This is a genomic window from Winogradskyella sp. (assembly GCF_003712105.1).
GTDB lineage: Bacteria > Bacteroidota > Bacteroidia > Flavobacteriales > Flavobacteriaceae > Winogradskyella.
The window spans coordinates 165,365-185,043 of sequence record NZ_RHLG01000004.1; the positions used below are offsets into that span (position 1 = coordinate 165,365).

The 19,679-nt window shown below is 32.0% G+C and carries 16 protein-coding genes; 5 read left to right on the plus strand and 11 right to left on the minus strand.

Features of this window, described 5'->3' with window-relative positions:
- Position 1 precedes the first annotated feature (1 nt).
- Entirely contained in the window at positions 2-1,249 is a 1,248-nt protein-coding gene (locus ED556_RS10425; protein WP_296323227.1) for a DUF1343 domain-containing protein, read from the plus strand.
- Positions 1,250-1,255: 6 nt separating this feature from the next.
- On the opposite strand, the gene ED556_RS10430 is transcribed toward ED556_RS10425, so the two are convergent.
- The 5 genes from ED556_RS10430 to ED556_RS10450 form a co-directional block, all read right to left on the minus strand.
- The gene (locus ED556_RS10430) at positions 1,256-1,615 is read right to left on the minus strand and encodes a hypothetical protein (RefSeq protein ID WP_296323229.1); all 360 of its coding nucleotides are present in this window, start codon (positions 1,613-1,615) and stop codon (positions 1,256-1,258) included.
- Between the two features lie 111 nt (positions 1,616-1,726).
- On the minus strand, positions 1,727-2,620 hold the full coding sequence (locus tag ED556_RS10435) for a glycerophosphodiester phosphodiesterase family protein (protein WP_296323232.1): 894 nt from the start codon (positions 2,618-2,620) through the stop codon (positions 1,727-1,729).
- Positions 2,583-3,425 carry a sterol desaturase family protein gene (locus ED556_RS10440; RefSeq protein ID WP_296323236.1) on the minus strand — a complete coding sequence of 281 codons (843 nt, stop codon included), beginning with the start codon at positions 3,423-3,425 and terminating at the stop codon, positions 2,583-2,585. Before ED556_RS10440 ends, ED556_RS10435 begins: the two co-directional genes overlap by 38 nt.
- A gap of 3 nt (positions 3,426-3,428) precedes the next feature.
- Positions 3,429-4,331, minus strand: a complete 903-nt coding sequence (locus tag ED556_RS10445; RefSeq protein WP_296323240.1) for a hypothetical protein — start codon at positions 4,329-4,331, stop codon at positions 3,429-3,431.
- Between the two features lie 3 nt (positions 4,332-4,334).
- On the minus strand, positions 4,335-4,829 hold the full coding sequence (locus ED556_RS10450) for a YkgJ family cysteine cluster protein (RefSeq protein WP_296323243.1): 495 nt from the start codon (positions 4,827-4,829) through the stop codon (positions 4,335-4,337).
- Between the two features lie 302 nt (positions 4,830-5,131).
- Here ED556_RS10450 and ED556_RS10455 point away from each other — a divergent pair, with 302 nt between their 5' ends.
- A complete protein-coding gene (locus tag ED556_RS10455; protein WP_296323246.1) occupies positions 5,132-5,830 on the plus strand; it encodes a class I SAM-dependent methyltransferase in 699 nt (232 codons plus the stop codon).
- A gap of 6 nt (positions 5,831-5,836) precedes the next feature.
- Here ED556_RS10455 and ED556_RS10460 read toward each other — a convergent pair whose 3' ends face one another.
- The 3 genes from ED556_RS10460 to ED556_RS10470 all read right to left on the minus strand — a co-directional run bounded on the left by ED556_RS10460 (position 5,837) and on the right by ED556_RS10470 (position 12,468).
- Positions 5,837-7,453 (minus strand): amidohydrolase, encoded by a 1,617-nt coding sequence (locus ED556_RS10460; RefSeq protein ID WP_296323249.1) that lies wholly within the window; start codon positions 7,451-7,453, stop codon positions 5,837-5,839.
- Positions 7,454-7,646: 193 nt separating this feature from the next.
- Entirely contained in the window at positions 7,647-9,371 is a 1,725-nt protein-coding gene (locus ED556_RS10465; protein WP_296323252.1) for a TonB-dependent receptor, read from the minus strand.
- Between the two features lie 73 nt (positions 9,372-9,444).
- A complete protein-coding gene (locus ED556_RS10470; RefSeq protein WP_296323255.1) occupies positions 9,445-12,468 on the minus strand; it encodes a tetratricopeptide repeat protein in 3,024 nt (1,007 codons plus the stop codon).
- A gap of 245 nt (positions 12,469-12,713) precedes the next feature.
- Between ED556_RS10470 and ED556_RS10475 the strand changes: the two genes are divergently transcribed.
- Genes ED556_RS10475 through ED556_RS10485 form a run of 3 tightly spaced genes read left to right on the plus strand, consistent with a single transcriptional unit; the run spans position 12,714 to position 15,644 of the window.
- Complete coding sequence (locus tag ED556_RS10475) at positions 12,714-13,394, plus strand: ATP-binding cassette domain-containing protein (RefSeq protein ID WP_296323259.1); 681 nt, start codon at positions 12,714-12,716, stop codon at positions 13,392-13,394.
- A gap of 2 nt (positions 13,395-13,396) precedes the next feature.
- Positions 13,397-14,704: a hypothetical protein gene (locus ED556_RS10480; protein WP_296323262.1), complete on the plus strand. Its 1,308-nt coding sequence runs from the start codon at positions 13,397-13,399 to the stop codon at positions 14,702-14,704.
- Positions 14,697-15,644, plus strand: coding sequence for a glycosyltransferase family A protein (locus ED556_RS10485; protein WP_296323265.1), 948 nt, complete (start codon positions 14,697-14,699; stop codon positions 15,642-15,644). The genes ED556_RS10480 and ED556_RS10485 overlap by 8 nt, the downstream gene beginning before the upstream one ends.
- On the opposite strand, the gene ED556_RS10490 is transcribed toward ED556_RS10485, so the two are convergent.
- The 3 genes from ED556_RS10490 to ED556_RS10500 are packed head-to-tail and all read right to left on the minus strand — an operon-like array spanning position 15,625 to position 19,590.
- Positions 15,625-16,725: a glycosyltransferase gene (locus ED556_RS10490; protein WP_296323267.1), complete on the minus strand. Its 1,101-nt coding sequence runs from the start codon at positions 16,723-16,725 to the stop codon at positions 15,625-15,627. The two genes, ED556_RS10485 and ED556_RS10490, sit on opposite strands and share 20 nt — an antisense overlap.
- A complete protein-coding gene (locus ED556_RS10495) occupies positions 16,725-18,332 on the minus strand; it encodes a phosphoethanolamine transferase (protein ID WP_296323270.1) in 1,608 nt (535 codons plus the stop codon). The genes ED556_RS10490 and ED556_RS10495 overlap by 1 nt, the downstream gene beginning before the upstream one ends.
- On the minus strand, positions 18,298-19,590 hold the full coding sequence (locus ED556_RS10500; protein WP_296323273.1) for an O-antigen translocase: 1,293 nt from the start codon (positions 19,588-19,590) through the stop codon (positions 18,298-18,300). The genes ED556_RS10495 and ED556_RS10500 overlap by 35 nt, the downstream gene beginning before the upstream one ends.
- Positions 19,591-19,679 lie beyond the last annotated feature (89 nt).

A 19,679-nucleotide genomic window follows, 5' to 3' on the forward strand; every position in this document is an offset into this window, starting at 1 on the left:
AATGGGCTTTAAGATTTTCAAAAATACAGTTTTATTCTTTGTTTTAATAGCAGTTGGTTGCGGCAATAGTAATAATCAAAGTAATAAAAATTTGGAGGCCAAAAATATTATTAAAGACTCCCAACAAATAGATAGTACAATAATAGTTGGTGCAAATCAAACCGAAAGTTATCTAGAGCTTCTTGAAGGTAAACGTGTTGGTATTGTTGCAAACCAGACTAGTGTAATTTTTAAAAATAGTGAACACGGTAGTTATAAACATTTAGTAGATTCTTTACTTGATTTGAAAATTGATATCAAAAAAGTATTCTCTCCAGAGCATGGTTTTAGAGGCAAAGCAGACGCTGGGGAATTAGTAAAAGACGGAAAAGATGCCAAAACTGGCTTACCAATCTATTCGCTGCACGGCAAACACAAAAAACCGGCCGAAGCTCAACTTAAAGACATTGATATCATGGTTTTTGATATTCAAGATGTAGGTGTACGTTTTTACACCTACATATCTACTCTACATTATGTGATGGAAGCCTGTGCTGAACAAAATATTCCTCTGTTAATTTTAGACCGACCAAATCCAAATGGTAATTATGTAGATGGACCAACATTAGAGAAAGACCATAGCAGTTTTTTAGGCATGCATCCTATACCGTTAGTTCACGGCATGACCATTGGTGAGTATGCACAAATGATCAATGGGGAAGGTTGGCTAAATAATGGAATTACATGCGAGATTACTGTAAAAACATTAAAAAATTACAATCATAGCAGCACTTACAGTTTACCTATAAGGCCTTCACCAAATTTACCAAATGACCATTCTATAAAACTATATCCTAGTTTAGGTTTATTTGAAGGCACTACTATTAATGCAGGCAGAGGTACCGAGTTTCAGTTTCAGCGTTACGGAGCACCTTTTTTAGATAGTTCGCATTATCAATTTAGCTATACACCAGTGGCAAATTTTGGTGCTAAATATCCTAAACATAAAAATGAAGTCTGTTATGGTGTTGACTTATCTCAAATTAAATCTGAAAGGGCTTTTACTCTAAAATACATCATAGATGCGTATAATAATGCAACAGATAAATCAAAAGTATTTAATACCTCAAATTTTACAACTCATGCTGGCACCAAAAAATTACAGCAAAAAATTGAGGCCGGTTTATCTGAAAAAGAAATAAAGGAAACTTGGCAAGAGGATTTAGAAAAATATAATACAATGCGGAAAAAGTATCTTATCTATAACTAATAGTGTCTATTTGCCAGACTTAGGGTATTCCTTTAATATATCTACCACAAATACAATACGCAATGGCGATTGTATAGCCACTAAAACGTTACGACCTTTTTTAAGTTTATTAAGAGGTAATTTGTAAGAATTGCTATCCACTCTTACATTAACATCTTCTTTTGAATTATTGGCAGTATATAAATAGTTAATCTTTTTGTCACTTTTAAGAATTAACGTATCTCTTGTTCTGTTAAAGTCATGATATAACTCTGAAGCTTGAACATTTTTGTTCTTATATATTCTAGCTCTTCCCTTTTGAGCATAAGACATGTTGGCAAATCCCAAGTAAAGGAATGCTGCGAAAAAAAAGGGGAATATTTTCATAAACTATTAAGTTAAACGGGTTGTTTAGCTCAACAGGAATTAATTAATCAGGACAACGAATATACGAGAATTATTGAAATATGGATTTTTAAGAATCAGAATTAAGGAATTTTAGTTTTTAGAAAGCAAATTTATTAGCACATCCGGAAAGTCTGTAATTATTCCATCAACTTGATAATCAATCATCTGCAACATAGCTTCTTGAGAGTTTAATGTCCAAGGAACTATTTTATAATCTTCATTTCTTAATGTATTTACTGTGTCTTTGTCTAACAACTCATAATACGGACTAATAATTTCTGGCTTGAAAGAAACTAATGCAAGCTTATCCTTAATACTTTCATTTTCATCAACTAATAAAGCTACTTCCATATTAGGTGATTGGCGTTTTATTTCTTCTAGAATATTCACGTCAAAAGATTGGAGATTTACTCGACTTGAGAATTCTGACAACTCAATGTCTTCTAAAACCAAACGCACATAATCTTCAGGATGTGGTGTGTAAACTCCGTAATAACTTGGTTCTGATTTGATTTCAATATTGAATTTTACGTCAGATCTTTTTCGCTTAACCAAACCAAAAACCTCACTAAGCAATGGTTTATTCACTTTTATTTTTTCTTGCTTCGGAAATCTTGGATGATATTTTGTACCACAATCAAAACCCTTTATCTGATCATAATCCATCTGATAAAGATTATAATTCTTGGCTTCACTTTCCGATATTGATTGACCTTCTGGAGTTAAACAGATTTCACTATTCATATAAGGCTCGTGTGTAACCACAACCTTATTATATTTAGAAATTGCAATATCTAATTCTAATGTATTAACGCCTAAATCAATCGCTTTCTCAAATGCAGGAAGTGAATTCTCAGGTAATAATCCTCTACAACCTCTATGGCCTTGTATATCTATTTTATGCTTTGCTTCACATCCCATAAATAATAGCAATAGAAGGCAAATACTAATCTTTAGTATCGGCAGAAAGTGTTGGTTTTTCATAAGGTTGAAAAGGCTGTTTCAGTAATTCTTTAATGTTTGTATTCTTCTTTTCATCAGGAAAAACATCTACGCCATATACCAATTTCTCACGATCCATATACATATACGTACCTAATAACCGATCCCAAACCGAAAAAATATTTCCGTAGTTAGAATCAGTATAAGGTAATCTATAATGGTGATGAATCTTATGCATGTCTGGTGAGATCAAAAAATAGCTTATAGCCTTATCAACAGATTTTGGGAGCTTAATATTGGCATGCGTAAACTGAGTAAATATTAGCGACATCGCCTGATATAGCATTACTATTGCAATAGGCGTTCCTACGGCAAAAACTCCAAATAACGTAAATGTAAATCTTATTACACTTTCTATAGGGTGATGCCTATTAGCAGTAGTTGTATCTACCTTATGATCTGTATGGTGTACTAAATGTACCATCCAGAGCGGTTTTACGCGATGCTCTACTAAATGCGCCAAATAGGCTCCAAAAAAATCCAGTAGAAACACACCTAAAAATATATATATCCCTAACGGCATTTCGGGCAACCAGTTAATTATACCAAACTCATTAGCTTTTACCCAATCTGCAGAAAATAGCAATAAAAAGGCTAATCCAAAGTTTATAACTATTGTTGTGAGTGTAAAGAATAGGTTAGGAATAGCATGACGCCATTTTTTATAATCAAATTTAAATAAAGGGACTGCGCCTTCTAATAGCCAAAAAAAAGTGATGCCAGAGACTAGCATTATACTCCTATGGGAAGAAGGAATATCTGCAAAATAATTATATAGGGTTTCCAAAGGTTATTGGTTGAGATTTACAATAAGTTGAGCTTGCTTCAAATTTAGTGAAGAAATCTCACTTTCTAAAGCTTCAAAATTTTCTTTTTCGTTTAATAAGCGATAAGTCGTATAATATAAAAACGATACGAGTGGTTTATTAACCATGTCTATTTCTTCGTCTTCAAACTTCTTTAATTGTCGTAATACTCTTCTAGGCTTATTCCTTATTAAATCTTCTTTGAGCTTTGTTAAGTTAAGGCGTTGCAACTGACTTTTTTTGCCTTCATCTTCAATTGCATTTAAAAAGGTTAGGGCTTCATCAAAATAAATATCTGCAAGCTTTAGTATCTCGGAACGTACATTTTTATTAACCAGAATACTATAATCTATATATTTTGATGCCAAATAAAATGATGAATAGAAGTCTTTTTTTGTATGGTAACTAAACGCTTCGTCTTTTACATAAGTTAAATCCAAATTGTACTTAAAAAGGAATTTTGAAAAATTCAGCAATTCTACAAAAGCACCAGATGTTCCAATAATATTTCCGTTTGCATCCATCACCTTTAGCGCATCACTATTAAACTTATCTATATAACTTTGAGAGCGCGTATCTTTAATGTCATTGTAAATATCCTCGTATAACTGCTCATTAAGTTTTAATGGAACAAAATACTCCCAAATTACACGATTCAATTCTAGTGACTCAAAGAGGTTATCTATAACTACATTTCTACCATTAGCATTACGTATTAAAACTGGTAATGGATACTCTGTTGCTTCTTCCCAAACCATCAAGATTGGTTTATTTTGACTACGTGCTAAGCGCTTTGCAAATGATAAAGATTCCATCCAATCGTCCGCTTGTGCGTTACTGGCAAAACTCAAGAGAAAAACTAAAATACCCAATACAAGTCTCTTCATATACTACAATTTTATCTGTTGTTTCATAGCTTCTACGATGTTATACGCCGCCGGGCATATCGCTACATTTTTTAATGTAAGATTTGAGATTTGTTGAAACTTCTTTCTATCGGTATGTGGAAACTCTCTACATGCCTTAGGTCTTACATCGTATATGCTACAATAATTATCTACTCCTAAAAACGTACAAGGCACACGTTGTAGTACATAATCATTTTCTTCGTCTAGCCTCAAAAATTGTTCCACAAACTTTTGTGGTTTCATTTTAAAATGTTTTGCAATACGCTCAATGTCTTTATCTGTAAATAATGGTCCTGTAGTTTTACAACAATTAGCACACTCTAAGCAATCCGTTTTACCAAACTCTTCTTCGTGCAAGTCTTGCATAATATAATCTAACTGTTTTGGAGGCTTTTTTCTTAGTTTGGCAAAAAAGGTTTTATTTTCCTTATACTTATCTTTGGCCAACTTTGGAAGTCTATCGATTTGGTCTTGCATATTGTAAAGATAATTAGAATGTTAAGCCGAATCAAATTGAATTTAAAACTATCTACATTAATGTGTATTTTTGAATATGAATCAAAACTTTAATACAATCAACCTTGAATGTGTAGAAGCTAACAAAGTGTCTATATGGTTTAAAATTATTGCCTTTATTCTTACCTTATTTTTAGTTTTTATTCCAATGTATGAGTTAATTGCTTATGCTCTTCCATCTAACATTTATCAATGTACATATGGTATAGTTGGGACTTGCGGATGTATTATTCCCTAACGATTATATTTTACGGTAAATTAATATGGATAAAGACCTTTTTGGAAAAGCACTTTTAGATTATTATTCTAACAATTACAGTGAAGACCTGATCACATCTACCAGTATTTCTGATGAAGATGTGTTACCGCTTCCATATTTGTTTAGACACTTTTCTGAAATGCCTAAGCTAGAACAAAAGGCTTTACATCTTTCAAAAGGAAAGGTTTTAGATGTTGGTTGTGGCTCGGGTTCTCATAGTTTGTGGTTACAAAAACAAGGCTTTGATATAAAAGCCATTGATATCTCTGAAGGTGCAGCTGAAGTTGCTAAATCTAGAGGTGTTTTAAAAGTAGAACATAAATCACTTTTAGAAGAAACAGAGACTTTTGACACCATTCTTTTACTTATGAATGGCACTGGCATCTTTCAAACCTTAGAAGATACACCTAAATACTTGAAGCATTTAAAAACATTGCTTAATCCCGATGGGCAAATCTTAATCGATTCATCAGATATTAAATACATGTATCAAGACGATGATGGTGGTTATTGGCAAGATGTTAATACCAATTATTATGGGGAATTAGATTATTACCTTAGATACAAAGACGAAGAAGAAACACCCATAAAATGGCTCTATATCGATTTTGAAACCTTAAATATAGCTTGTGCTTCTGTAGGTCTTAATTGCGAAAAAATTAGAGATGGTGAGCATTATGATTATTTGGCTAGGTTAACCTAATATTAGCTATTGCTTTTTGCCTGCAACATATGTACCCACAACCTTCGCCTCAGGTATATCTTTCGTATCAACAGTCATGATATCTTTATCGATAATGATAAAATCTGCAAACTTCCCAACTTCAACACTTCCTTTTTCTTGGTCTTCAAAATTTGAATATGCTGCCCAAATGGTCATACCACGCAACGCTTCTTCTCTACTCAATGCATTTTCCATCTGAAAACCTCCTTCAGGATATTGCTCCAAATCTTGTCGAGCAACAGCCGCATAAAACGTCAACATTGGGTTAACTCGTTCTACCGGGAAATCGGTTCCTAAAGCGACTTTTCCGTATTGCTCTAATAAATCTTTAAACGCATAAGCACCTTTCATACGTTCAGCACCTACTCTATCTTCAGCCCAATACATATCACTAGTAGCATGTGTTGGCTGTACGGAAGGAATGATATCCTTAAATAATGCAAAATCTTCAGGAGAAATCACTTGAGCATGTTCTATTTTCCAACGGCGATTTGGTTTACCCTGTAATACCTTTCTATAAGTGTTTAATACAGCATGATTGGCAGAATCTCCTATAGCATGTGTGTTCATCTGATATTCAGAGTTAGAAATTCGCTGAGCTGTTTCCTGAAGTGTCGCAATATCATTAACCAATAATCCAAAATGTCCTGGCTTATCACTATAAGGGTCGCGCAACATAGCTCCTCGAGAACCTAATGCCCCATCGGCATAAAATTTAAATGAGCGTACGTTTAAGAAATCTGTTTTTATAATGCCTTTATTAATAAAATAGTCTAAATTTTTGGGTGTTGCTGATGCCATGGCATAGACACGCATTTTTAAATCTCCTGTTTGGTGTAAGCTATCTATAAGGTTTATAGCTTCTATACTCAAACCTGCATCATTTACGGTTGTTAATCCTAGATCAAAGCAAACTTTTTGAGCATCGAGCAATGCTGTAATAGCTTCTTCTTTAGTAGATACAGGCCAATGGTCCATAACTAAAGATTCTGCATTATCAATTAGTACGCCTGTAAGCTTTCCATCTTCGAGTAGTAATTCGCCACCGTCTATTTTACTGCTTTCAGTCACCTTTCCTAAATCTAATGCTGCCTGATTTGCCAAAATTGCATGACCATCAACACGAGTTAATGAAATTGGTGTATTTGGGAATAATTCATCGAGTTTAGCCTTGTTAGGAAAGGATTTATCTTCCCAATCGTTTTGGTCCCAACCGCGACCCATAATAAAATCGAGGTTTTTTTCACCTTGAAAAGCTACAATACGCTCAATGACCTCATCATAACTTTTGGTACCCATTAAATCCACTTGTTGTAGTCCAATCCCAAGGTTTAGAAAATGGCAATGGGCATCAATTAAACCAGGCGTAATAGTTTGTCCTTTAGCGTCAACTACATTATCTGATTTAAAACTTTCGATTATCGTTTCTGAAGTACCAACTGCAACAAACTTCCCATCTTTTATAGCAAATGCTTCTGCTTTACTAAAGCCATCATCTACGGTGTAAATATTAGCGTTAGTAACTATTAAATCGGCATGTTCTGTATTATCCTGACACGAAACAATTAGGCATAGAATTATTATAAAAAGTAAATTTTTCATTTGGTTTTGTTAGCTAAATTTTGAAGTATAAAAATACGAAAAGCGTTCTATACAGAACGCTTTTGAAAATTTCTAACGCTATTTAAAGATTCTGTTTAGAAATCGAACTGATACGTAGCACCTGCTAAAAACTGCACTTCGACTTTCGCTCAGTGACCAAGATTAACATTTTTATCCCACTATACTCAATATTTTAAAAATCAAATTGGTAGGTGGCTCCCGCTAAAAATTGAATGCCTTGAACTGGGAAGTTCTGCCAACGTTGATAATCTTGATTTGCGATATTATTTACTTTTCCAAATACAGATAAATAATCTGTTACATTATAACCAAGGTGTGCGTTAGCATCAAAAAAGCTATCCAAAGTTATCATAGTTCTTTGCGGTGGTAATAATGTTCCAAGCAATACAGATTCGTCCATGCGTTCACCTGTGAAAAATAGGCTTCCGCCCATATACCATTTTTCAGAAATTTGATAATCTAAAAATACCGAACCTGTCACATTTGGTAAGTTCCAAGCCTCTGCTTCATTATCTGTATTGTAATTAAAGTATTCGCCTTTAATAGCTAATTTAAAATTACGATTGACGTCAATATTTAATTCACCTGCTACAGAAAATGTTTTGACATTGTCATAAACCACATTAAACGAGTTTCCAAACTGATAATCTTCAGTAGCAAAACTTTGAGCATCATTAGCCTTAAACAATGGCTTACTTTCTTCGGCGAAATAATTACCCTTAATGTTGTAACTCACGGAATTAGAAAGTTTTCCTTTTAACCCTATAAATCCATGATATTGTTGATCTGTCGGTGTTACCAATAACGTTGGCGATACAAAAGGATTCTCATTGACAAAATCGTAATAAGAGTTTTGTATTAAATCACCTTTAACTCCAGCATAACCAATTAAGATATCATTAACTAATCTATATGTTGCTTCTATATTTGGATAGAGAAATAACTTATTATCACTCATTTCGGTATCATTAAGATAGGTTAATTGTATACCTAAATCTACCGTTAAATCATCTTGCTTTATTTGGTAGGATGGTGCTAGACTTACATTTACATTGCCATAATCTATACCAGAAGTTGTGATATAGTTTCGCTCAAAATTGCCACCGATATAATCTACTCTTAACTTGGTTGCAATAATTTCATCTTGAATTGGCACATCGAATTCTGTCTTCGCCACAAAACGGTTTTCGCCTGAATCTCTATCATCTCCAAAACGTCTAAAGCGTACACTACCGTTTTTAATAATAGCATCATCAAAGTTTAACTTACCACCTACATAAAAACTATTATATCTAATCTTTGGGTCAATGGTAGCAGCTTCAGTAGGTCCAAAAAATTGCTGAGGTAAGCCATACCAATTGTAAGTCATGAGGTCTGCTCCTAAATCTAACTTCCAAGAAAAATCATTTAGCTTTTTGGAGTAATTGACATTAAGTCCCGTTTTGGAGAAATTATTATCTAACAAGACGCCATCTATTTCACCTTGTGATGAATGATGACTAAAATAACCTCCAACATTTTCACCACTACTTAACTCATGATTTAAATACACTTCGCCTAATATGGTGGTGTAAGAACCAACACCTAATGATGCATAATTATCGTATAACTTTATAGGTTTAGCTTTATCTACCTTAGCAGCTCTTCCTTTTGCTGGCGTAAACGTAGACGCCACAGGGATTGAAAAGATATTATACTTTACCTCTTTTTTCTTAATGGTATTAGCATCTTCTAAAGACGGCTTGTCTTTAATTTTGAATGCATCAGAAATAGTAGGCGTATATGGCTTAATGACGTTTATTTTCTGGTCATCAATAGTATCTTTTGTTCGCTCTTGCGAAAACCCAAAAAAGGATACAACTAGTAGAAGTGACGTTATTTTATAATTGATGTTCATTGATTTTTGATTTTGATGGCTTCGGCTTCACTGCGACTAACGCTCAGTGACCACTCTCAGCCTGACAGATTTATTAATTGTCATCAGATTCGATTGATGAATTTGTTTTAGCTTCCTCAGATTTTATAATATCGAGTTCTCGTTTAGCTTCGGCCACAACATCATCAAACTCTGGGAAACTAGAAATAACACTTTCTAAAATATAAGTTGCTTGGAATGCATCGTCTAATGCATAATAGTTCTTCGCCATGACAATTAATCCTTTTGCAGAATACAACTTATAGCTGCTATAATCTTTAGCTAGCTTTTGCACCTCAGCATTAGAAGCTTGATACTTTCCTTTTTTATTCTTGAAATACGCACTAAAGTATAATGCCTCTGCAGCTACACCACCAGATGCCGTTTTTTGCACCAATGAATACGCTGTTTCTGCTTTAGACTCATTACCTGTTTCCCAAGCCGAACGTGCAATAACAAGCTGAGCATCGTTTTTAATTTTAGAATCTAAATTAGATTTAGACACTACTTTTTCAGCATAGCTTTCCGCATTAGTATAGTCCTTGGTTTGATAATATGCATTCATCAAATTAGATTGCGCATAGATTCTATTTTGAGGGTAATCAGCTTCTGACTCTAAACGCGCTAAAACTGTAATGGCATTATTCCAATCAGAATCATTCAGGTAAATTTCACTTAATTTTACCATAGCCTGCTCAGTATACTCACCTTTAGCAGCATCTACAACGGCTCTATAATGTGGCTTTGCATTATCAAAAAGTTCTTTTTTATAGTATTGCTGGGCTAAATAGAAATGTGATTTAACAGCGTGAATACCATTTGGAAACGCATTAAGATATTTATTGAATTGCGTTATGGCTTCATCAGTATTGCCATCTAAATATTGTTTTTCTGCAGCCAGATATGTTGTGTTATCTAGTTCTGCATCAGTAACCTCAACATAATCTAAAGTTTTGACCCAACGTGCATATTCATCTACTCTGCCTAAATCAATATAGATTAAACGTGCAGTTGAGACTGCCTGCACTGCTTCTTGCGAGCCAGCATAATCTTTTGCAACAGTTCTAAACTTTCTTAGCGCTAATTCATTATCACTGGCATTGTAATGAATAAGTCCTTGACGTAATAACGATTTAGAAATAAAAGCACTGCGTTTGTATTCAGAATTTAAACGGTCGTACATACGCATTGCCTTGTCTGTATCATTAGCTTTTACATAGGAGTTTGCCAGCTCATACATTGCATCGTCTCGTAATCCTGACCTAGGATAACCTTCGATAAAACCTGTAAGTTCAGCAATCTTTGTTGAAGCCTTACCCATATAACCATTACTCATTGCCTTCTGAAAAGCAGCATAATCGGTTTCGATTTCATTTATTGAGATGGCTTTATCATAAGCATTGATTGCACTTGCATAATCGCTTGACACAAAATAACCATCACCCAGTCTTAAATAAGTGTCATTTACCCTTAATTTGTCATCTTTATTTGACTTGATAAATGCATTAAAGTAGCTTGAAGCTTGGTTATAATCTTTCAGTTTAAAATAAGTATATCCCAAATTGTAATCCAGGTTTTTAATCTCTTCAGTATCAGTAACACCTTCTTGCTGCTTAAACTGTTTAAAGCCGATTAATGCTTCGTTATAATTTGTAAGATTATAGTCTGTTTCAGCTTTCCAGAATGTAGCTCTAGCAGTGTATATATTATCTCGTTGTTCGCCTAAAGATTTGTTAAACAACTCTATAGCCTCACTGTATTTATCTTCATTATATAATTCAATTCCTCGATAGAAAGCCACTTTTTGATACGCAACTTTATTTTCAAAACTCTTTTTATCTTCTAGAAGATTCAGCGCTTCTTTATAGTTTTTAGACGTGATATAAGAATCTATAAGTAAAGCCTCAATGTCTTCTTTATATGGTGTTTTTGGATATGCATCTAAATAGCCTGCCAATACTTGCGGTACTGATTGATATGGGTTACCTATCTCGTAACTTATTTTTGCATAATTTAACCAAGCATCTTCTTTGATTTTTTCATCAAAATTCATCTGAGACGCATTTCTAAATGCATTAAGTGCTTCAGGTTTTTTATCTAAGTTAATATAACTCTCACCTAAATGGTAATAGGCATTTTGTGCTACAGAATCGTTACCATCAATTATTTTATTAAACTCTGATATTGCATTCTCAAAGTCATTCTGTTTGTAATAGGCATACCCTAATTGGTAAAAATCGGTGTTATTCCAACGTCCATTTTTACCTTTATATACTTTTAAATACGGAATGGCTTCAGTATACTTTTTAAGATTGAAATAACTTTCGCCTATTATTTTTGAAAGTTCTGAAGTTTCTTGAGCATTACTTTTTGGTAATTGAGCTTCAGCTAACTCAATAGCTTTTTCGAACTTACCTAGTTTGAAGTTTAAATCTGCCTGATAGTAATTAAGTTTCTCTTTATATTTTTCGTTATCCGAAACTTGTTCAAAGTAATCATTAGCCGCATCGTAGTCGTCACCTTCGTATGCCATAAAACCCAAATAATATTTGGCCTGAGAACCGTATTCGTCAGTATCTTTAACCCTATTTAAGTACTTAGTTGCTCCTTTTTTGTTTCTGGTAGCGTATAAGCTATACCCATAATTGAAATTGTATTTTTCTTGCTCTTTACGAGCAATACTCATTTCATCTACCTTTTCATACCACTTACGAGCGTAGGCATAATCTGAGTTTTCAAAATAGTAATCGGCCACATCTACAAACGCTGTATTCCGTTTTGTACTCGTTGGATATTCTTTTACAAAATCCTCAACAAGGTCATCAGCATTTTTTTGATTAAGGCGCACAGCACAATTGGCAATGTAATAACTACAATCAGACTTTAATACCTCATCTTTTGTGGCGTACTTTATATCATCAAAAAGAGATTGAGCTGCTTTGAACTGTTTATTGTTGTATAAGGTTAACGCTTTTTGATAGGACTTAAATTGGCTTGTGTATATCGCTGTCTCTTGAGAAAAAACAAATGCGGATACAAGTATAAAAAAGACAGCAAACCGTTTTTTTAGTAGAACCATATGTTCATTTTTTGATTTTTAATATGATGATCAATATCAATTCAAAAGTAAATCAATACCTATGTATTAACGCAGAAAAATTATCTTAATTATAAACTGACTTATTAAAGATATTTAGTCTATTTTTTGAATTAACTGATATATAGTTCAATTATTAGCCAAGAATTATGCCATAATACTATTCACTAAAAATTGATTTTTTTACAATACATTTATAGCCACAAACGTTAGAACAACTAAAATTTATGTCACAAACTGTTTTACAACTCAAAGACGCAAATATTTACCAATCTGATAATCTGGTATTAAGCAATGTAAATATTGAACTGCAAAAAGGCGACTTTGTATATCTTATTGGTAAAACAGGCAGCGGTAAAAGTAGTTTTATGAAAACACTCTATGGTGACCTAGAACTAACTGAAGGTGAAGGACATATAGTAGAGTTTAATCTACGAGAATTGAAAGAAAAGGAGATTCCTTTTCTAAGGAGAAAACTTGGTGTTGTTTTTCAGGACTTCAAGTTACTTCCAGATAGAACTGTAAATGGAAATTTAGAATTTGTTTTAAAAGCTACTGGCTGGAAAGATACAACCGAAATTAGTGAGCGAATTGAAACTGTACTTGATAAAGTTGGAATGAAAACCAAAGGTTTTAAGTTTCCGCATGAACTATCAGGCGGTGAGCAACAGCGCGTGGCTATTGCTCGCGCACTTCTCAATGAGCCTGAACTAATTTTGGCTGATGAACCTACAGGAAATCTTGATCCGCAAACAAGTATAGAGGTTATGGAGTTGTTACAAGACATTAATAAAAATGGTAATACTATTTTGATGGCAACACATGATTATGCATTACTTCTTAGATACCCAAGTAAGACGTTTAAATGTGATGAAAATAAGGTGTTTGAGGTAGTACAAAGAAAATAGTCATGACCATTTTTTTTCTAGGTTATTTTGATAAGTTCTCTAGGTTTTTCTATAAAATTGACCTTGAATTAAGCCGTGAGTTTAAAGACTTAAAGTCTAAATATTACAGCACTCAATTAAGTGGCTTTTTTTATTCTTTTCTAAGATTAAAACGTTCTATTCCAATTACATTCTCCTCTTGGTTTAATGTACTTTTTAATAGAAAAAAATACTTGAAAATAATTGAGCAGAACCAAACTTACAAAGGCATTAATTTTGAAAGCCTAATTCAATTTCATGAAAAACTAGATAATGGTATTCCAAGGAGACATTTGCTGCTTCAAGCTATTTCTTACATTGATATTTTGAATAAGCAATTTTCTAAAAACAGACCTGATGTCGTGATAATGATTGGAGATAGCAGGCTATTTTTTGAAGTTAGCAAAGCCATTGCAATTAAATTTGATGTAAAGGTATATTTCATTGAACAAGGTCCTTTTGATACAACAATTTTTAACTCTCAAGGTGTAAACGCTAACATGAAAGTTGATCAAAATCACCAATTTAAAAATCACAACGTTACAACTAAAATTACTCAACTTATTAGCAATAAGAACAATCAAAAATATAATCGCTCATATGTATACCGAGGTTTAGATTTTTTAGTTGATAAACTACTGCATAAAACAATTCTTTATCCTCCAGATTTAAAGTCTACAGATATTTTTCAATTACCTCTAAATAAAACAGCTGATAAACCAATTATTTCTAAGAACAAACAGCACCTATTTTTGTTGATTCTGCAAGTACCGCAAGATGTGAATATGATTTTACATAGTCCAAATTTTTCAAATCATTTTGATATCGTAAAACAATGCTTTGAAAACTTACCAGAACACTCCAAATTGGTTATTAGAGAGCATCCTGTTTATAAGGGCAAATACAAGCAAAAATTATATGATTATGCATATGAAAACAATATTGAATTTGATCATTCTGACAATGCTACGAAGATTATAAATTTGTCAGATGTCGTTATTGTAAATAATTCAACTATTGGAGTTAAGGTCTTATCAATGTATAAACCACTTATTGTGTTAGGGAATTCATATTATTCGGATTCTAACATTTGTTTGGTATATCAATCGGGTGACGATTTAAAAGATTATTTATTGAAAGCACTAACTTTTCAACCTGAAAAACAAAATATTGATACCTTTTTATTGAATCTTGAATATACACATCTTGTTTCTGGAAAAATTATTGATAAACATTTAAGTGCTGCTACAGAAATTGCTAATAGAATAAAAATATCTCATTTTAATGACTGAAAGTATACCGTTTTTTTCTGTGGTGATTCCTCTGTACAATAAGGAGGACTATATCGAAAGGACTTTAAGAAGTGTTATTAATCAAAGTTTTAATGACTATGAAATTATAGTTATAAATGATGGTAGTACTGATAAAAGTCTTGAAAAATTAAAACCCTATATAAATAAAGGAAGATTAAGAATTATTACCCAATTAAACAAAGGTCTGTCGTATAGTAGAAATGAGGGTTTTAGATTATCTGAGGGTCAGTATGTTGCATTTTTAGATGCTGACGATTATTGGCATCCAGATTATTTATTAAGTCATAAAGCCAGTATTGAGGCATTCCCAAAGGAAGTGATCTTTGGTACGAGTTATTCTCAAATTATAGACGGCAAAGCTTTAGATATTATAACCAACATTGATCAGAGGTTAAAAGGCAAAACTTTTGTTTTAAACGATTTTTTTACAGCAAACATTAGACAGTTTATTCCTTGTCAAAGCACCATTGTACTAAGAAAAAATGCTTTTGAATTACCGCTTTATGACGAAAGTATCACCTATTTTGAAGATGTAGATTTTTATCTGAATCATTGCACTAATAAGAGTGTAGTAATTACCTACAAACCTCTAGCATATATAGAATTTTCTCAAGCCAATCAAATGTCAAAAACGGCATTAACAAATAAAATACTACCAGATTTAAGTGCTTATAAAAAACAGTATCGCGGCAATAAAACCATACTTAATTACATAGATATGCAACTTTACAAAATTGGGATAAAATATGCAGTAGCAGGAGAAACAGAAAAGAAGAAAGAGATCATTTCAATTATTAACATGGATAGTTTAACCTTCAAACAACGCATGCTAATAAGTAAACCAAATTGGATCATTAAGCGACTAATTGACGTAAAGAAAATGCTGCTAAAATTAAATATTAGAATGACGAGTTTTTAAATAACTCTATCCAAAGATTCACAATAAAATCTTCATTGAATTTTTCAACAGATTTATGAGCATGTTGTTTACAATAATTATATAATTCTAAATCTTTATAAAACAAATCAATATTTTCCCTGAGTGCATTAAAATTTTGATCTTCAACAAGTAATCCATTCATTTTATCAATAATTAACTCAGAGGGTCCAGATTTGCAATTAAACGAAATAACTGGAGTCCCAATGGCCAATGATTCTAAAACTACATTTGGAAAACCTTCTTCAATACTCGATAAAAGCAAAAACCTGCTGTGTTTAATATATTTATAAGGGTTATTCTTAAAACCTAAAAGTTTTACGTTGTCCTCAATTCCATTGCGCTTAATTAATCTTTGTAATATTTCCCTATCCGGACCATCTCCTAGAATAAGTAATGCAATACCCTTTTTAAAAAGCTCAGTGTCTTTATAGGTAAGTATTAACTTATCGAACTGCTTTACGCGATTTGATAATCTGCCTATAGCTAAAACATAGTCCTGATAAATCAGCTTATTGTCTTGTTCATTTGATAAGTCTAAGATTGTATTAGTATAAAAGTTCGAAATCTTCACAAGATTCTTGAACTTATATAGCCCATTTAACCTCTCAGTAATTTCGTCTGTAAGAGAAACAACTGCTTTTGTTTTATTATATAATTTATAAAATAGTTGATGTTTTGGAATGTGATAGTGGATATTGTAATTGTTAATCCGCATTATCATTTTGTGTGTCTTAAAAATAAATAAATGCAAAATTAATTCCATAAGAAATCGGTTGCGCATTCTAAAGTCAACATATATATCTGCATTGATTTTTTTGTAAGACTTTCTTAAATTAAGTAATTTTTTAAACTGTTTAACATGCTTAATTTTTGATTCATTCTCTCCTAAATTATATAATCTACCACCATACTCATAAGATATCTCATTGCGTAACGATATTATTGAAACTGTGAACCCTTTTTCACTTAAAGCACGTGACAACCTTGCCGCAATTTTTTCAGCACCACCATTAGACAAACAATCTACAATAAGACAAATTTTCTTGGGTTCTTTATCCATCATTGATTAGATCTGAATTTAAAAGTCTTATCATAATCTATACTATCTTGAACAATTCGAGGTCTTTTAGAAAAGTTAGAGCTAAAAACACTTCTTCTTTTATCTAAAAATTCACTTTCAATACCTAACAAATGTGTTAAAGAATGTGGGAAATCATCCAACATATATGCCCTGTCTGTTTTAACCTCAAAATCCTCAGGTTTATCATAATCAGGTGATAAATACATTAAAAATGGAATTTGGTACATGCCAGTTGTTGGTTTGTCCTGAAAATGTCCGAAGAAATCAGAAGTATCGAATACTTCCTCACCATGATCTGAAAAATAAAGTACAGCGCTTTTTTTAGTTTTATTCTTAACTAACTTAATGACCTCAGAAACGACGTAATCATTATATAAAACTGCATTGTCATAACTATTTATGATATCCCTATTTCTATCTTTCTTATTTAATTTAAATTTTTCATATTCTTTTGGATATCTATTTGCGTAGTCATAGTGCGTACCTATAATATGAAGAAAAATTACTTTTTTCCCATTTTGGGCGATTTTCTCCTCAAGCTTGGGCAATAAAACATCATCGTATAAGGTATTATGTCTATAATCATTGTAGCTTAAAAACAAGGTTTCGTCTGAAGAAGAAGCTAATCTTGAAACTATATTGTCATGAAAACCTACAGGCCTTTGATTGGACAACCAATAGGTTTTGTATCCTGCATCTTTAATATAATCTATTAATGTAAATGCTGGAAGATTATTCTCATAATTGGCAAGCGTAAAAATATCATAAATCGAAGCTGTTGTATATACATGCGAGCTTATGACATCTTTATAAACATAAAGCGAATCTGATAAATTAGTTAACCTTGGAGTTGTTTCTTTATTATAGCCATAGAGACCCATATGGGTACTTGTTGTAGATTCACCCACAACAATAACAATAGTTTCATTATCTAAAACTAGTTGTGTTGAAATATTCTTTTCTTTTGAATTAAACGCTTCAAAAGAATCGACTTGCGCCTTGTATTGAAAATATGATTTAATTGAGATATATGGAAGGTTCCAGACTATTAAAGACGAGAACTTTAATAGTATTAATATCAATAACACAATAGCACTACTCGAAAAAATATGTTTACGATTAAATTTGGCTTTAGCGAATATGGTCTTAGGAAAAAAATTAAATAATGGAAGAAAAAAAAGTGACAACCAAATCAAATTGTTTTGATAATATACTGAGCCAAACTCTTGAATTTCGTTAAAATTTGTATTTAAAATAACATATATATATGAAGCATTAAATCTGGTTTGAAACAATAAGTATAGGCCTGTTTCTATAAAAAGAATAGCATAAAAAACAATAATTACTAGATTTACTAACTTTTTACCATACCTAAAACAAACAATACTATTTATAAGGAAGAAAATTAATATTGAAAACAATAAATTTTCGCTAAGGTTTGGGAAAGTAGTAAAGCTCAATCCTTGTACTAGCACTTCGAGAATAAATCCAATGATCATAGGATAAAGTAGTATAACCATTAAATTCTTAGCCCTTATTTTGAAGTAATCACTATACATAGGATTTAGAATTTTTTTTGAAATCATTGGCCACAAATAACACAACGAGTATAAGATAAATAAAGTAACTCAATGTATAAGCCTTCATTACCCCAACTACACCTTGATTCTCAATAAACATGGCACTAAACCCTACATACATAGCATATTGTAAGCCATTACAAATGAGGTATGCCTTGACCAATAATTTAGCATGGAATTGTTTAACCAAAGCAATAGCCAAAATACTTATAAAATCGCCGATTAATCTCCAAAAAAACAAGGTTTCAACTTCTAAAAATTCAGAACTTAAAAAAAGTTTTAGAATTAAAACTCTAGTGTAATATATCATTACACAAGACACTATCAAAAGTGGAATTACAAGTTTATAAAATCGTCCAAGTTCATTTTTAAATAATCTAAAGGTATTAATCTTGGCTAATCTCGGTAACAAATAAAATGAGGTTAAACTTATAAAAAACATCACATAAAAACCTGAAATTCTATTCATTGCATCCCAATAGCCTGCTTCTTTTAAACTGTACTTCTCTATAATCATATTACGAATCAACAAATAAGCAATTGCCACTAAAACAGTAGAATATACTGCCATAATTAAATACCTATTCATATTTTTCAAAATATCAATAGAAAACAATTTTGTATTGAAAATATTGATTAATATTTTTCTGTATTCACCTAGCCAAACCAAATTTAAAAAGAACACCAAAATCGGTCCAAAAATAAGAGAAACTAAAGCACCTGGTAAATTATAATTAATAACAAGTAAAACAGTTATTACTAAATTTACTATGCTTAAACTTAAATTAATTACCGTTAACTTTTTATATGCCTCTAATCCATTAAGTATATAAAGAATAATAAAATTAAAAGATATAAATGGTAATCCAATAGCCAGTATTTTTAGAACATAAGCGTAGTGTGTTGTTTGAAATAACAACACACTAAAAGTCTCTGAAAACAACAAAATTATAAGCGCAGCAATTATGGAAATAGAAAGACTAACTTGAAAAATTGTAGCATACGTTTTAGAGAGTAAGTTGTCATTATCCTTATATTCAGAAGTGTAGCGAATAGCTGCATTTTGATAGCTTTCAGCTGTAAATCCTGTAATAACTTGTGTGAAATTTTTAAGATTTCCTAATAGTGCAAAACCATTTGGGCCCAAATAATGCGCTAAAATTTTAGAGACTACTATACCTTTCAGAATTCTAACTAAGACTATGACTGAATTATAATATGATGCCTTAAATAGAAGTTTTGAGTTGGCAAAAAACTGTTTCATATTATATACATGGTGCTTCAACCTAAAATACTCTTAAACTTTAATGTGTTTGTTATTGCAGGCTTAAGACGATAAGGAAACTAAAATTT

Excerpts from the sequence above, each read along its gene's own strand:
- ED556_RS10425 (WP_296323227.1), top strand. The coding sequence starts at position 2 with ATGGGCTTTAAGATTTTCAAAAATACAGTTTTATTCTTTGTTTTAATA.
- ED556_RS10430 (WP_296323229.1), bottom strand. The coding sequence starts at position 1,615 with ATGAAAATATTCCCCTTTTTTTTCGCAGCATTCCTTTACTTGGGATTT.
- ED556_RS10435 (WP_296323232.1), bottom strand. The coding sequence starts at position 2,620 with ATGAAAAACCAACACTTTCTGCCGATACTAAAGATTAGTATTTGCCTT.
- ED556_RS10445 (WP_296323240.1), bottom strand. The coding sequence starts at position 4,331 with ATGAAGAGACTTGTATTGGGTATTTTAGTTTTTCTCTTGAGTTTTGCC.
- ED556_RS10450 (WP_296323243.1), bottom strand. The coding sequence starts at position 4,829 with ATGCAAGACCAAATCGATAGACTTCCAAAGTTGGCCAAAGATAAGTAT.
- ED556_RS10455 (WP_296323246.1), top strand. The coding sequence starts at position 5,132 with ATGGATAAAGACCTTTTTGGAAAAGCACTTTTAGATTATTATTCTAAC.
- ED556_RS10460 (WP_296323249.1), bottom strand. The coding sequence starts at position 7,453 with ATGAAAAATTTACTTTTTATAATAATTCTATGCCTAATTGTTTCGTGT.
- ED556_RS10465 (WP_296323252.1), bottom strand. The coding sequence starts at position 9,371 with ATGAACATCAATTATAAAATAACGTCACTTCTACTAGTTGTATCCTTT.
- ED556_RS10470 (WP_296323255.1), bottom strand. The coding sequence starts at position 12,468 with ATGGTTCTACTAAAAAAACGGTTTGCTGTCTTTTTTATACTTGTATCC.
- ED556_RS10475 (WP_296323259.1), top strand. The coding sequence starts at position 12,714 with ATGTCACAAACTGTTTTACAACTCAAAGACGCAAATATTTACCAATCT.
- ED556_RS10480 (WP_296323262.1), top strand. The coding sequence starts at position 13,397 with ATGACCATTTTTTTTCTAGGTTATTTTGATAAGTTCTCTAGGTTTTTC.
- ED556_RS10485 (WP_296323265.1), top strand. The coding sequence starts at position 14,697 with ATGACTGAAAGTATACCGTTTTTTTCTGTGGTGATTCCTCTGTACAAT.
- ED556_RS10490 (WP_296323267.1), bottom strand. The coding sequence starts at position 16,725 with ATGGATAAAGAACCCAAGAAAATTTGTCTTATTGTAGATTGTTTGTCT.
- ED556_RS10495 (WP_296323270.1), bottom strand. The coding sequence starts at position 18,332 with ATGATTTCAAAAAAAATTCTAAATCCTATGTATAGTGATTACTTCAAA.
- ED556_RS10500 (WP_296323273.1), bottom strand. The coding sequence starts at position 19,590 with ATGAAACAGTTTTTTGCCAACTCAAAACTTCTATTTAAGGCATCATAT.